Annotated in this window: 12 protein-coding genes; 4 read left to right on the plus strand and 8 right to left on the minus strand. The window is 66.3% G+C overall.

The window, feature by feature from the left end:
• Positions 1-17: 17 nt before the first annotated feature.
• From htpX to def, 4 genes are all read right to left on the minus strand, one after another.
• Positions 18-875, minus strand: a complete 858-nt coding sequence (htpX, locus tag AC3AP7_RS15610; RefSeq protein WP_475767655.1) for a zinc metalloprotease HtpX — start codon at positions 873-875, stop codon at positions 18-20.
• 106 nt (positions 876-981) lie between these two features.
• Positions 982-1,632 carry a LysE family translocator gene (locus AC3AP7_RS15615; RefSeq protein WP_475767899.1) on the minus strand — a complete coding sequence of 217 codons (651 nt, stop codon included), beginning with the start codon at positions 1,630-1,632 and terminating at the stop codon, positions 982-984.
• A 102-nt stretch (positions 1,633-1,734) separates the two neighbouring features.
• The gene (gene fmt, locus AC3AP7_RS15620) at positions 1,735-2,718 is read right to left on the minus strand and encodes a methionyl-tRNA formyltransferase (RefSeq protein ID WP_475767653.1); all 984 of its coding nucleotides are present in this window, start codon (positions 2,716-2,718) and stop codon (positions 1,735-1,737) included.
• Between the two features lie 32 nt (positions 2,719-2,750).
• Positions 2,751-3,254 carry a peptide deformylase gene (gene def / locus AC3AP7_RS15625; RefSeq protein ID WP_475767651.1) on the minus strand — a complete coding sequence of 168 codons (504 nt, stop codon included), beginning with the start codon at positions 3,252-3,254 and terminating at the stop codon, positions 2,751-2,753.
• 244 nt (positions 3,255-3,498) lie between these two features.
• Here def and dprA point away from each other — a divergent pair, with 244 nt between their 5' ends.
• The 3 genes from dprA (at position 3,499) to AC3AP7_RS15640 (ending at position 8,024) form a co-directional block, all read left to right on the plus strand.
• Entirely contained in the window at positions 3,499-4,734 is a 1,236-nt protein-coding gene (dprA, locus tag AC3AP7_RS15630; RefSeq protein ID WP_475767649.1) for a DNA-processing protein DprA, read from the plus strand.
• A 72-nt stretch (positions 4,735-4,806) separates the two neighbouring features.
• On the plus strand, positions 4,807-5,184 hold the full coding sequence (locus AC3AP7_RS15635; protein ID WP_475767647.1) for a thioredoxin family protein: 378 nt from the start codon (positions 4,807-4,809) through the stop codon (positions 5,182-5,184).
• A gap of 203 nt (positions 5,185-5,387) precedes the next feature.
• On the plus strand, positions 5,388-8,024 hold the full coding sequence (locus tag AC3AP7_RS15640; RefSeq protein WP_475767645.1) for a DNA topoisomerase III: 2,637 nt from the start codon (positions 5,388-5,390) through the stop codon (positions 8,022-8,024).
• 251 nt (positions 8,025-8,275) lie between these two features.
• Here AC3AP7_RS15640 and AC3AP7_RS15645 read toward each other — a convergent pair whose 3' ends face one another.
• Together AC3AP7_RS15645 and AC3AP7_RS15650 are read right to left on the minus strand one after the other, a co-directional pair.
• Entirely contained in the window at positions 8,276-9,367 is a 1,092-nt protein-coding gene (locus AC3AP7_RS15645; RefSeq protein WP_475767643.1) for a LysR family transcriptional regulator, read from the minus strand.
• Positions 9,368-9,702: 335 nt separating this feature from the next.
• Positions 9,703-11,562 (minus strand): phosphoenolpyruvate carboxykinase (GTP), encoded by a 1,860-nt coding sequence (locus AC3AP7_RS15650; RefSeq protein ID WP_475767640.1) that lies wholly within the window; start codon positions 11,560-11,562, stop codon positions 9,703-9,705.
• Between the two features lie 364 nt (positions 11,563-11,926).
• Between AC3AP7_RS15650 and AC3AP7_RS15655 the strand changes: the two genes are divergently transcribed.
• A complete protein-coding gene (locus tag AC3AP7_RS15655) occupies positions 11,927-12,940 on the plus strand; it encodes a D-2-hydroxyacid dehydrogenase family protein (RefSeq protein ID WP_475767638.1) in 1,014 nt (337 codons plus the stop codon).
• Between the two features lie 37 nt (positions 12,941-12,977).
• On the opposite strand, the gene AC3AP7_RS15660 is transcribed toward AC3AP7_RS15655, so the two are convergent.
• Together AC3AP7_RS15660 and AC3AP7_RS15665 are read right to left on the minus strand one after the other, a co-directional pair.
• Positions 12,978-13,850, minus strand: a complete 873-nt coding sequence (locus tag AC3AP7_RS15660; protein ID WP_475767635.1) for a patatin-like phospholipase family protein — start codon at positions 13,848-13,850, stop codon at positions 12,978-12,980.
• A gap of 96 nt (positions 13,851-13,946) precedes the next feature.
• Positions 13,947-14,351: a PaaI family thioesterase gene (locus AC3AP7_RS15665; RefSeq protein WP_475767632.1), complete on the minus strand. Its 405-nt coding sequence runs from the start codon at positions 14,349-14,351 to the stop codon at positions 13,947-13,949.
• Positions 14,352-14,489 lie beyond the last annotated feature (138 nt).

A 14,489-nucleotide genomic window follows, 5' to 3' on the forward strand; every position in this document is an offset into this window, starting at 1 on the left:
GACCCGCGCCTCGACGTTCAGTCGAAGCGGCCCGTGCGGGCCATCTCCATCAGCCGCGCGATGCGCTCCTCGGTCGACGGGTGCGTCGAGAACAGGTTGGAGAAACCACCGCCGGACAGCGGATTCATGATCATCATCTGCGCGGTCGAGGGGTGCGCTTCAGCCGCCGGGAACGGAATGCCGCTCGCGTAGCGGTGGATCTTGTCGAGCGCCGCGGCGAGCGCCTGCGGATCGCCCGAGATCTGCGCGCCGCCGCGGTCGGCCTCGAACTCGCGCGCGCGGGAGATCGCCATCTGGATCAGCGCGCCGGCGATCGGCGCAAGCAACGCGACCGCGATGCCCGCGACCGGATTGGCCGGGCGGCCGTTCTCGTCGCGGCCGCCAAAGAACATCGCGAAATTCGCGAGCGCCGAGATGGCGCCGGCCATCGTGGCGGAGATCGTCGAGATCAGGATGTCGCGGTGCTTGACGTGCGCAAGCTCGTGCGCCATCACGCCGCGCATCTCGCGCTCCGACAGCACGCGCAGGATGCCGGTGGTGGCGGCCACTGCCGCATGCTCCGGGTTGCGGCCGGTGGCGAACGCATTCGGCGCATCCTCGTTGATCAGATACACGCGCGGCATCGGCAGTCCGGCGCGGGTCGCGAGTTCGCGCACCATGCGGTAGAACTGCGGCGCGCTGGTTTCGTCGACTTCCTGCGCGTTGTACATGCGCAGCACCATCTTGTCGGAAAACCAGTACGAAAAGAAATTCATCCCGAGCGCGATGATGAGCGCGAGCATCATGCCGCGCGTACCGCCAATCGCCCCGCCGATGACGATGAACAGGGCCGTGATCGCGGCCATCAACATCGCGGTTTTGACCCAATTGAACATGTTCGATACTCCTTGCCCCGCGCGCGGGTCGCTATCCAGTGACGGCCGCCCGATAACGGCCTGACGTAAGGATTTTGTTAGATATGGGCGCGCGGGAAAAATTCAATCAGCGAGACGCGGCAAGCCGCAGGCCGAGACCGACGAACGCGCTGCCGACGGTGCGGTCGAGCCAGCGCTTCACGCCAGGCCGGTTCGACACGCGCCGCGTCACGCTGCCGGCCACCCAGGCGACGAAGCTGTTCCACACCGTGCTCATCAGCACGAACACGCCGCCGAGCGCGAGGAACGCGAGCGCCTTGTGCGTGCCGCCGGCCACGACGAATTGCGGGAAGAACGACACGAAGAACAGCACGACCTTCGGATTCAGCACGTTGGTCCAGAAACCCTGCAGGAAGAGTTGCCGCAGCGACCTGGGCCCGCCCGCCGTGCCCGGTGCGCGGGCCGCGTCGGCCGGCGCGGTCCCGGCCGCGGGCCGCGCGAAGATTAGCCGGATGCCGAGATAGATCAGGTACAGCGCACCCGCGAAGCGGATGACCGTGAATGCGCCTGCGGACGCCGCGAGCAGCGCCGTCAGGCCGAACGCGCAGGCAAGCGAATGCACGCAGCCACCGGCGGAAATGCCGAGCGCCGACATCAGCCCCGCGCCGCGCCCCTGGGCGACGCTGCGCCCGACGATATAGGCGGTGTCGGGACCGGGCGTGACATTGAGCAGAAACACCGCCGCGATGAAAAAGCCGAAATGGGTGATGCCGAACATGGAGACCTCAGGCACGAGCGGGTTGCAGCAGGAATTCTACGCGCCGCTCCGGCGCCGCGCGAGCCGGCCGAACGGACGATGGCGCGGTGGGCAGCGCGGCGGTTACGCTGTCTCCGGTGAAGAAAACCGCTGGCCCGCGGCGAGCGGCGAGCCGGCGAGAAACTCGCGCACCGGCAAACGCTTCCCGCCGGGCTTTTGCATCTGCGTGACACAGAGCGCGCCTTCGCCGCACGCAACCACCACGCCGGCGGCGCAGACGTCGACGATCACACCGGGCTCGGCCGCGCCGCTCGCCGCCACGGGGTGCGCTGCCCAGATCTTGAGCGGAGTGCCGTCGAGCGTCGCAACGCCGCCGGGAAACGGATCGAACGCGCGCACCTGGCGGGCGAGCGCGTGCGCCGGGCGCCGCCAGTCGAGCGCGGCTTCATGTTTGCCGATCTTGGCGGCATACGTGGCGCCGTCGGCTGGCTGCGGCGCCGCGGCCAGCCGGCCGCTGCGTTCGAGTTCGCCGAGCGCTTGCACGACCTGGCGCGCCCCCGCGTCGGCGAGCCGGTCGTGCAGTGTGGCCGTGGTGTCGTCGGCGCGGATCGGCATGCGGGTTTCGCTGATCATCGCGCCGGTGTCGAGGCCCGCGTCCATCTGCATCAGCGTGATGCCGGTCTCGGCGTCGCCCGCTTCGAGCGCGCGGTGAATCGGCGCCGCGCCGCGCCAGCGCGGCAGCAGCGATGCGTGAATGTTGATACAGCCGTGCGGCGGGATGTCGAGCACCTCCTGCGGCAGCAGCAGTCCATAGGCGGCGACCACCATCACGTCGTGCGGCGTCGCGCGCAGCAGGCCGAGCGCCGCGGCGGCCTCGCCGGGAAACTTGCCGTCACGGCGCAGCGAGGGCGGTTGCGCAACCGCGAGGCCGTGTTGCTGCGCATAGCGCTTGACAGGGCTCGCCTGCAGTTTCATGCCGCGGCCAGCCGGGCGGTCCGGCTGCGTGAGCACGAGAGGCACCGGGAAACCGGCAGTGTGAATGGCGGAGAGCGCCGCAGCGGCGAACTCCGGCGTACCGGCAAAAATAACGCGCAAGGAATGGCTCATGAACGGCGGGCGTCAGCAAAGTCCGGCACGCGTTACATCGCGTGCGCAAGCTTCTTCATCTTGGTCCTGATGCGGGTTTGCTTCAGCGGCGACAGGTACTCGACAAACACGTGCCCCATCAGATGATCCATTTCGTGCTGGATGCACACCGCCAGCAGCCCCTCGCAGTCGAGCTCGAACGTTTCGCCCTTCTCGTCGAGCGCCCGCACACGCACCTTCTCGGCGCGCTCGACGTTGTCGTAAATGCCCGGAACGGACAGGCAGCCCTCTTCGTTGATCTTCTTTTCGTTGCTCGACCAGACGATCTCGGGATTGATGAACACGCGCAACTGGTCGTGCGTTTCCGACACGTCGATCACGATCACGCGTTCGTGCACGTCCACCTGGGTGGCGGCCAAGCCTACGCCGGGTGCGGCGTACATCGTCTCGGCCATGTCGGAGACGAGCGTGCGAATGCGGCCGTCGACAGCCGCAACAGGCTTCGCAACCTTGTGCAGCCGCTTGTCCGGATAGTTCAGGATGTTCAGTAAGGCCATGGTCTCGGAGTCGGGTAAGGCGCGGCACGCGCGCAGTGCGTCAACGACTGGCCATCCGGCCAGCTAGCCGGGCCAGCGGCAAACACAGAACATTGACGAGGTCGAACCGGACAGGTTCGCCGCCTCGGCGCTGTGCAGGCGACCAGCCCGCGCGCTCGTGCGCGGCACCTTGGTTATTTCGGATCATGAAAATTCTAGCATGGCGCTCGCGTGCTCGCTGGCCGTGCTGTAGGGGGAATCGTCGATGCAACCGCTGTCTGCAACCGCCGAAGAACTTGCCGCGTGGCTGCGGCTCACGATGGCGCCCGGTCTGCGGCCGGGCGCACTGCGTGCGCTGCTGACGGCGTTCGGCCTGCCCCAGGCGATTCTCGCGCAGCCGTTCGCGCGCCTCGCCGCCGCCACAGACGAGGCGAGCGCCCGAGCCGCGCTCGCGCCGCCCGCGCCGGCGTTCGCGCCATACGTAGAAGCGGTGCTCGGCTGGCGCGCGCAGCCTGGCAACGCGCTCGTGACGCTCGACGACCCGGCTTATCCGCCCGCGTTGCTGAACATGCCGGATCCGCCCGCGCTGCTCTATATAAAGGGGCGCCTCGACCTGCTGCACGCGCGCGCCGTCGCTGTGGTCGGCAGCCGCAGCGCCACCCCGCAGGGGCGCGAGGACGCAGGGCGCTTTGCGCGCGCGCTCTCCGAAGCGGGACTTGCGGTCGTCTCGGGCCTGGCACAGGGCATCGACGGCGCGGCGCACCGCGGCGCGCTGGCCGCGCGCGGCAGCACGATTGCGGTGATCGGCACCGGCGCCGATCTCGTCTATCCTGCCGCTCACCACGCGCTCGCACAACAGATCGCCGTGACAGGCGCGATCGTCTCGGAATGGCCGCTCGGCACCCCCGCGCGCGCAGCCAATTTCCCGCAGCGCAACCGGCTGATCGCGGGCCTTGCCGACGGCGTGCTGGTCGTCGAAGCCGCGATGCGTTCGGGTTCGCTGATCACCGCGCGCCTCGCCAATGAAATGGGGCGCGACGTCTTTGCGCTGCCCGGTTCGATCCATGCGCCGCTCTCGCGCGGCTGTCACCGCCTTCTCAAACAGGGCGCACGGCTCATCGAAACGCCGGAGGAGATGCTCGAGGAACTCGGCTTTGTCGCGCCGCCGCTGCGAACCGCGCCCGCAGCCGCCCGGCGGGGATATCCCCAGCCGTTCGTTCAGCCCAGCAGCACCGCCTCGGCGACCGCACCGCCTGACGCCGGCGATGCGGCAGCCGCCGCCGGCGCTGCCTCGCCCGCTCCGGGCGGCGGCTACGCGCTCGACGCCGACGCGCAGCGACTCCTCGACGCACTCGGCCACGCGCCCGCCACGCTTGAAATGCTGGGGGCTCGCACCGACATGCCCGATGCGCTCCTGCAAAGCGCGCTGCTGCGGCTGGAACTGGCCGGCGCGCTGACCGTGCTGCCCGGCAGCCGCTTCGTTCGGGCCAGCAAGGCGTGACAGCGTTGCACGAGCCGCCATGCTAAATTCCCGCGAAAGCACCTGATACGATACTGCAAGCAAGGAAATCTCATGCCCGCGCTGAATCTCGACACCGACTCCGAACGGATCGCCGAGCGCGTCAACACCCCGAGTACTCTGTTCGTCGCCTGCCTGTGCGCGCAATGGTGCGGCACCTGTCGCGAATATCGCGAAACCTTCGACCGTCTCGCGGAGCGGCATCCGGAAATCTGTTTCGCATGGATCGACATCGAAACCCATGCCGATCGTTTTGACGACCTCGACGTAGAAAATTTTCCTACACTACTGATCGAAGACAGCACCGCAACCCGCTTTTTCGGCACCGTGCTGCCGCAGGCCGCGATCGTCGAGCGGATGCTCGCCGACCTGACCGCGCTGCCCGGCGTCAGCAATGCACCGAAACTGCGGCCAGCGCTCGCCGTCGCGTAACAGGCGTCAAGCGCGCCGCCGCCCCCGGCCCGAAGCGCGCCCGAGAGGCGGCCCGGCGCTTGCTCAACCGATATTCGCGCAATTATGATGACGCGCTTTTCACGGCACTTGACACGCCGGGCCAGCGCCGTGTGCTATAAAGCGGTCGTCAACGGGTCGCACACCCAGGGTCGAACCCCGGACTTACCAACCAACTTCGAGTCATGTCCAAAGCACTGATCATCGCCGAGAAGCCCTCCGTCGCGAACGACATCGCGAGAGCTTTGGGCGGCTTTACAAAGCATGACGAATATTACGAGAGCGACGAGTACGTCCTTTCGTCGGCAGTCGGCCACCTGCTGGAAATCGCGGCCCCGGAAGAGTTCGAGGTCAAGCGCGGCAAGTGGAGCTTCGCCAACCTGCCGGTCATCCCGCCTCATTTCGACCTGAACCCGATCGCGAAGAGCGAATCGCGGCTCAAGGTGCTCACGAAGCTGATCAAGCGCAAGGACGTCGATCGTCTGATCAATGCGTGCGACGCGGGGCGCGAGGGCGAGCTGATCTTTCGCCTGATCGCGCAGCACGCCAAAGCGAAGCAGCCGGTGCGCCGCCTGTGGCTGCAATCGATGACGCCCGCGGCGATCCGCGACGGCTTCGCTCACCTGCGCACCGACGACGACATGCAGCCGCTCGCCGACGCCGCGCGCTGCCGCTCGGAAGCCGACTGGCTGGTCGGCATCAACGGCACGCGCGCGATGACCGCCTTCAACAGCAAGGGCGGCGGCTTCTTCCTGACCACGGTCGGCCGGGTGCAAACGCCGACGCTCTCGATCGTCGTCGAGCGCGAAGAAAAAATTCGGCGCTTCGTGCCGCGCGACTACTGGGAAGTGAAAGCGGAATTCGTCTGCGCCGGCGGCTTTTACGAGGGGCGCTGGTTCGACCCGAAGTTCAAGCGGGACGAGTTCGACCCCGAAAAGCGCGACTCGCGGCTATGGTCGCTGCCGGCGGCCGAGACGATCGTTGCGGCGTGCCGGGGCCAGCTCGGCACGGTGAACGAGGAGTCGAAGCCTTCCACCCAGCTGTCGCCTGCGCTGTTCGACCTCACGAGCCTGCAGCGCGAGGCAAATGGCCGCTTCGGCTTCTCGGCCAAGAACACGCTCGGGCTCGCGCAGGCACTGTACGAGCGCCACAAGGTGCTCACCTATCCCCGTACCGACGCGCGCGCGCTGCCGGAAGACTACCAGGAGACGGTGAAGCAGACGCTCGGCATGCTCAAGGAGAGTAACAACTACCTGCCGTTCGCCAAGCAGGTGCTCGACAGGGGCTGGGTGAAGCCGAACAAGCGCATCTTCGACAATTCGAAGATCAGCGACCACTTCGCGATCATCCCGACGCTGCAAGCGCCGAAGAACCTGTCGGAGCCCGAGCAGAAGCTATATGACCTCGTCGTGAAGCGCTTCCTCGCCGTGTTTTTCCCGGCGGCGGAGTACCGGGTAACCACGCGCATCACCGAAGTCGTCGGCCATCACTTCAAGACGGAAGGCAAGGTGCTGGTCGAGCCCGGCTGGCTGCAGATCTACGGCCGCGACGCGGGCGGTGACGACGCGAACCTCGTGCCGGTGCAGAAAGACGAGAAGGTCAAAACCGACAGGATCGCGGCGCAGCAGCTCGTCACGAAGCCGCCGGCGCGGTACAACGAGGCCACGCTGCTGTCGGCCATGGAAGGCGCGGGCAAGCTTGTCGAGGACGACGAACTGCGCGAGGCGATGGCGGCCAAGGGGCTCGGCACGCCGGCGACACGGGCGGCGATCATCGAAGGGCTGCTCGGCGAAAAATATCTGGTTCGCGAAGGCCGCGAACTGATTCCGACCGCCAAGGCATTCCAGCTCATGACGTTGCTGCGCGGACTGGGCGTGGAAGAACTGACTGCGCCCGAACTCACCGGCGAGTGGGAATACAAGCTCTCGCAGATGGAGCGAGGCAACCTGCCGCGCGATGCGTTCATGCAGGAAATCGCCCGCATGACGCAGACCATCGTGAAGCGCGCGAAGGAGTACGACTCGGACACGATCCCCGGCGATTATGCGACGCTGGAAACGCCGTGTCCGAATTGCGGCGGTCAGGTGAAGGAAAATTATCGGCGATTCGCATGCTCGAAATGCGAATTCTCGATTTCGAAGATTCCGGGCGGCCGGCAATTCGAGATCGAAGAAGTCGAGGAACTGCTGCGCAACAAGACGATTGGTCCGCTGTCGGGTTTTCGCAGCAAGATGGGCCGGCCCTTTTCGGCCATCCTGAAGCTGTCGCTCGACGACGAAATCAAGAACTACAAGCTGGAGTTCGATTTCGGCCAGGACGCGGCCGGCGAGGACGGCGAAGCGCCGGACTTCTCGGGGCAAACGCCGGTCGGCGCGTGTCCGAAATGCAAGGCTCACGTGTACGAGCACGGAATGAGCTACGTCTGCGAAAACTCGGTCGCCAGCCCGAAAACCTGCGACTTCCGCTCCGGCAAGGTGATCCTGCAGCAGGAGATCACCCGCGAGCAGATGGCGAGGCTGCTCGAAGAAGGCCGCACGGATCTGCTGACGAACTTCAAGTCGTCGCGCACCGGTCGCAACTTCAAGGCGTTCCTCGTCAAGCAGAGCGACGGCAAGATCGGTTTCGAGTTTGAGAAGAAGGAGCCGTCGGCCAAGGCCGCCGCGAAAAGCGCGGCCGCAAAGAGCGCTGCCGGCGAGGAAGAAGGGTCGGGCGCAAAGGCAGCCCCCGCGCGCAAGACAGCCGCGAAGAAGAGCACAGCGGCCAGGCCCGGGGCATCGGGCAAAACGTCCGCGCGGAAGACCGCCAGCGAGACCGAATCGTAAGCGTCGCGCGTCGCGCGGATTCGTCCGCGCGGCGACTGGCCGCGCAATGTGCGGCTCCGGTGCATCGGACTGCATGCGAGCAGGAGCGCGCGAAAGGGCGCCGCCACATGACGTGGCGGCGCCCTTTCGCTTTTTTCTGCCTGGGGCGCTGACCGCGACCCCGTGCCCCGACCAGGCGATACCTGCCGTAATCAGCGCACTTACCGAGGCCCCGGCGGCCGGTGCGAGACGCGCGCACCATACCGCCGCGCCTAGAGCGGCGTCACGGGCGTGGGCCGGTTGCGCGGCGGCGTTTTCGGCGCGGGCTTCGGCGAAATCTCGCTGTCGAGCAGGCGCGACAGCGGTACCGCGCCGTCGAACGCTTCCGGCGGTGCAATGGCCGATCCGTCTGCGGCATCGATCTGCCGGGTGTCGATTCCATTGCGCGCCCACTCTTCGCCGAGCGTGCTGTTCGGCGTCTGGCTGAAATGCTCAACCAGGTGGTCGATGAACGTACGCACCTTGGCCGGCAGGTGACGGCGGCTCGGGTACGCAATGTTGATCTCGACCTGCGGCAGACGGTACTCGCCGAGCAGACGCACCAGCCTGCCGCGCTGCATGTCGCGGCCAATCAGGTAACTCGGCAGGATCGACACGCCCATGCCGAGCAGCGCGAACTGACGCAGCATTTCGGTATTGTTCGCGACGATCACGTTGGTCGGGCGCACCCGCACCTCGCCGTCCGGCCCGGTGAACACCCGCTCGTCGCCCCAGTACTCAGACGGCAGCGACAGGCACGGATGTTCGAGCAGGTGCTCCGGACGAACCGGCGTGCCGTGCTTCTCCAGATACGCCGGCGTGGCGCACACCGTCATGCAGCCCGTGGTCAGGCGGCGCGTGACGATGCTCGCGCTGCGCATCTGCCGCGCAATCACCACGCCCACGTCGAAACCCTCTTCCACCAGATCGACCTGACGGTCGACCAGCGTGACGTCGGGCACGACCTTCGGGTAACGCTCGGCGTAGGTCTGCAGCACCGGGGCAAGGTTGTGCAGCCCGAACACGACCGGTGCGACGATGCGCAGCGTGCCGACCGGTTCGTGGTTGCGCGCGACCACCATCTGCTCGACGTCTTCCAGCTCGTCGAGGATCTGGCGCGCGCGTTCGAGATACACCTGGCCCGACTCGGTCAGCGACAGGCTGCGTGTGGTGCGGTTAAGCAGCCGGGTGCCGAGCCGGCCTTCGAGGTCGGCGACGTGGCGCGTGGCGACTGCATTGGAAATATCCATGGCGCTGGCGGCTCGGGCGAAACTGCCGAGATCGGCCACCTTGACGAAAACGCGCATCGACTGCAAATGATCCATAAGGCAACTCCTGCGGTATTGCTGCTGCGCGGCACGCGGACGGCGCTGCACAGTGAATCTGGAATTCTCCTACGACTCGGAGAATCGTGCAGAAGTTGCTCAAATTGACGATTGTTCACGAGATTTCCTATCAACTTACACGTTTGTGCGATATTGTCTCGCTTATTGTTTTACCCCAAGAAACAATCAATCGCAATGCAGCATGAAATGTGATCATCGGCGAAACAGCGGAAATCACGTTCACCGGCGCGCCAAAATCGAGACAGCCTGTTTGCTGGCACCAAAATGACAAAACCGCCCGGAGGCGGTCATGTCAACCGGAGTGTGTACTCACATTAGTGAGTCGCGAGACGCTCCTCAAGGGCCAGTTTCGTGTCCTGCAAGGCCGCCGGCAGATTTTGCTGCAACGCGTCAAACAACTCGGTGTGCAATGCAAGCTCGGCCCGCCATGCGGCGTCGTCGACGGAAATCACCTGTTCAAACTGGGTGCGCGTGAAATCGAGACCGCGCCAGTCGATGTCCTCGTAATGCGGGGAAATGCCGAATGCATGCTCCTCGCCTTGCGCGGCGCCCTCGATGCGTCCGACCATCCAGCCGAGCACCCGCATGTTCTCGCCGAAACCCGGCCACACGAACTTTCCGTCCGCGCCTTTGCGGAACCAGTTCACGCAGAAGATCTTCGGCAGCTTCGCGCCCAGCTTCGCGAGCCGCGTCCCGGTGTCCAGCCAGTGCGCGAAGTAGTCGCTCATGTTGTAGCCGCAAAACGGCAGCATCGCGAACGGGTCGCGCCGCACCACACCCTGCTGTCCGGCCGCCGCCGCGGTGGTTTCGGAGCCCATGGTCGCGGCCATGTAGACGCCTTCGTCCCAGTTGCGCGCTTCGGTGACGAGCGGCACGGTCGTCGAGCGGCGGCCGCCGAAGATAAACGCGTCGATCGGCACGCCGGCCGGGTTCTCCCAGTCCGCGTCGATCGACGGGCACTGCGACGCCGGCGCGGTGAACCGCGCATTCGGATGCGCCGCCTTCCGGCCGGTCTCCGCGGCGAGCGCCGGGGTCCAGTCCTGCCCCTGCCAGTCGGTCAGATGCGCCGGCGGCGTGTCGGTCATGCCCTCCCACCAGACGTCGCCGTCGTCGGTCAGTGCGACGTTGGTGAAGATGACGTTCTCCTTGAGCGTCGCCATCGCGTTGAAATTGGTCTTCTCGCCGGTGCCCGGCGCCACGCCGAAGTAGCCGGCCTCCGGATTGATCGCGTACAGGCGGCCGTCCTTGCCCGGCTTGATCCATGCAATGTCGTCGCCGATCGTCGAGATCGTCCAGCCGTCGAGCCCCGACGGCGGAATCAGCATCGCGAAGTTGGTCTTGCCGCAGGCCGACGGGAACGCCGCGGCGACGTAGTGCTTGCGCCCCTGCGGCGAGGTGACGCCCAGAATCAGCATGTGCTCGGCGAGCCAGCCCTCGGCGCGCCCCATCGTCGACGCGATGCGCAGCGCAAAGCATTTCTTGCCGAGCAGCGCGTTGCCGCCGTAGCCGGAACCGTAGCTCCAGATCTCGCGCTGCGCCGGAAAGTGGACGATGTACTTGGTGTCGTTGCACGGCCACGCCACGTCCGCCGCGCCGTCGGCAAGCGGCGCGCCGACCGAGTGCACGCACGGCACGAACTCGCCGTCGGCGCCCAGCACGTCGTACACCGCGCGGCCCATGCGCGTCATGATGCGCATGTTCGTGACCACGTACGGACTATCCGTCAGTTCGACGCCGATGTGCGCGATCGGCGAGCCGAGCGGCCCCATCGAAAACGGCACCACGTACAGCGTGCGGCCGCGCATCGCGCCATCGAACAGGCCGTCCAGCGTCGTGCGCATCTGCGCGGGATCGACCCAGTTGTTGGTCGGGCCGGCGTCCTCGCGGCGCGGCGAGCAGATGAACGTGCGGTCTTCGACGCGCGCGACATCCGACGGATCGGACCACGCGAGATAGGAATTCGGCCGCTTCGCCGGATTGAGCTTCTTGAGGGTGCCGGCTTCGACCATCTGCGCACACAGTGCGTCGTATTCCTGCTGCGAGCCGTCGCACCAGACGATGCGCGCCGGACGGGTCAGCGCCGCAATCCGGCTGACCCAGTCGATCAGCGTGCGGTGTTTGACCCATGCGGGCGCATCGACGGCGGGAAATCCTGCAAAGGAAGGGTGATTCATCGAGCTGTCTCCGGTTCGAACGTAAGCAAAAAGAAAAGCGGTTCGAGCCCGTTCACGCTGCATGCGAGAGGCATCTGTCCGATCGCGCCGGCGGCAGCCGGTGCGCGATTGTGCAGGTCGTGACGGACTGCGCAGCCTGCCTTGCGACGCTGTCTGCAACCGTCTGTAAAGCGGCTTGCGTCGGCGCGCGACAAACTGTTAAAAACGATGTCAATCTGGCCTTGCGCCGTATCGGCCGTCTAGGCGGCCTGACACGACGATAGGGCATCCATCCAAACCAGCGTGTGATCTACCTCACATGATGGGACAGACGGCCCGACACTCCGTTCCGCCCATCCATGATGCGCCGCAACATCTCACAACCATGAAGATTGCCATCCTCGACGATTACCAGGACGCCGTCCGCAAGCTCGACTGCTTTCAGCTGCTCGCCGACCACGACGTCAAGGTTTTCAACAACACCGTGCGCGGCCTCGGACAACTGGCCAGCCGCCTCGCGGAAGTCGACGCGCTCGTGCTGATCCGCGAACGCACCCGCATCACGTCGCAACTGCTCGACAAGCTGCCGCGTTTGCGCATGATCAGCCAGACCGGCAAGGTGTCGAGCCACATCGATCTGGCCGCCTGTACCGAGCGCGGCATCGCAGTGCTGGAAGGCACCGGCTCGCCGATCGCGCCTGCCGAACTCACGTGGGCCCTCATCATGGCCGCCCAGCGGCGCATTCCGCAATACGTGGCAAACCTTAAGCAAGGGGCCTGGCAGCAGTCGGGGCTGAAGACGTCGGCGCTGCCGCCGAACTTCGGTCTGGGCCAGGTGCTGCGCGGCCAGACGCTCGGCATCTGGGGCTACGGCAAGATCGGCCGGCTGGTGGCGGGCTACGGCAAGGCATTCGGGATGAACGTGCTGATCTGGGGCCGCGGCCCGACGCTCGAAGCGGCGCGGGCGGACGGCTACAACGTCGCGGACAGCCGCGAGGCGCTGTTCGAGCAGAGCGACGTGCTGTCGCTGCACCTGCGGCTGCATGACGACACGCGCGGCATCGTTACGCAGGAGGACCTGCTGCGCATGAAGCCGACCGCGCTGCTCGTCAACACAAGCCGCGCGGAGCTGCTCGAAGAGAATGCGCTGGTGAATGCGCTGGCGCGCAACCGGCCGGGCATGGTCGCCATCGACGTATTCGAGAGCGAGCCGATCCTGCAAGGCTACAGCCTGCTGCGGATGGAGAACGTGATCTGCACGCCGCACATCGGCTATGTGGAACGCGAGAGCTACGAGCTGTACTTCAGCGCGGCGTTCCGGAACATCCTCGCGTTCGATGCGGGCGACATGTCGAGCGTCGCCAATCGCGACGCGCTGCAAGGCGGGCGGCGCCGCTAGCCGGGCGGGTGCGCGGCCGGCACGCGGAGCGGCCGGCTCAGGCGAGCGCGGCAGTGGCGCCTTCGAGCAAGGGCGGCATGCGCTGCAGGAAATGCTCGCCGTCCGCGCGGCCGAGATCGTACGCGTGATGCATCTGCGACGGGCTCGTGTAATCCCAGCTTGAAATCGGCACCTTGCGCGACGGCTGCACATAGATGCGCTGCTGCTCGCCTTGCGCGACGACGAACGTCTGCGGCCGCGGGTAGCGGCGCGTGACCATCACGAGCACGCGGCCGGGCGTGGCGTCGAGCGCGCCGACGGGCACGTTGTCGACCATCCCGCCGTCGAGCACCGGACGGCCGGCGCGGCGCAACACCGGCGTGAACGGCGGCGTGCACGAGGACTGCAGGATCAGATCGGCGAGCGCCTCCACCGACGTGCAATCCTGGGCGCGCACATATTCCGGACGGAAGCCGAGGCTGCGGCCGAGCGTCGGATGCAGCGTCTTGCGCACGTACTTCTCGATGTTGTACGCAATGAGGCCTGCCGCCACGCCGCTGCGCGCGCCGAGCCAGCGCGGCAGATGCGACAGGCCGACGCGGATCTCGGGCGCTTGCGCGAGCGCCGCGAAACGCTCGCCGTAGATGTCGAGCAGCGCCTGCCGATAGATCCGGTAGTGCGGAAATACCGGCTCGCCGCGCAACAGGTTGCCCCAATAGACGTTTTTGCGGTTGTGCCGCAGCGCCTCTTCGTAATAGCGCATGACCCACGCGGAATCGCGCGTGTGCAGCATGCAGGCCGTGGCGGCGCCGGCGGAGATGCCGGCGATGACGCGCGGGCGGATCTGTAGCGCGGGCTGCACGACGTCCCAGAAACCGGCCTGCCACCAGCAGCGATTCCCGCCGCCTGCGAATACGACCTGATCGAACATGATTTGCGTTGCCGAGCCTTCTCGTTGATGCGTTGATACGGTGATGCGTCGATACGCCGCTGCCGGCGATGCCGGCGGTGCCCGATGCGTGCGCGGTCAGGACACGAGTGCGTAGGTGGTGGTCGCGTGCACGGCCAGCTTGCCGTCTTCGTCGAGCAGCTCGACTTCGCCGAACACGAGATTGCGGCCCATGCGCAGCACGCGCGCGGTGATCAGCACGTCGCCCTTGCGAACGGCGCGCATGAAGCTGATGTTCAGCGAGACGGTGGTCATTGGCTGGAAGCCGTCGAGCGCTGCGGAGATCGCGACGACCATCGCGGTGTCGGCGGCGGCCATGAATACCTGGCCGCAGATCACGCCGCCCGAATGACGCAACTCGCCGGAAAACGGCAGACGCAGCGTGGCGCTTTCTTCGTCGACCTTGACCGGGGTCAGCGCAAGGGTGCGCACCCAGGGGGCCAGTACCCGGTCGAGCAACTGATTGATTGCGTTGTTGTCCATTGTTACCCCCAAGCGCCAGGCGCTGCCGCCCGCAGCATGCCCGATTCGCGACATGATACCGGGTCGACCGGGGTTGCGCGTTTTCACGACATCTCGGGATGTTTGGCGCGTTCCAGACGCCCCGCAAGCGGCGCGGAC

The organism is Paraburkholderia sp. PAMB 6770 (assembly GCF_057748135.1).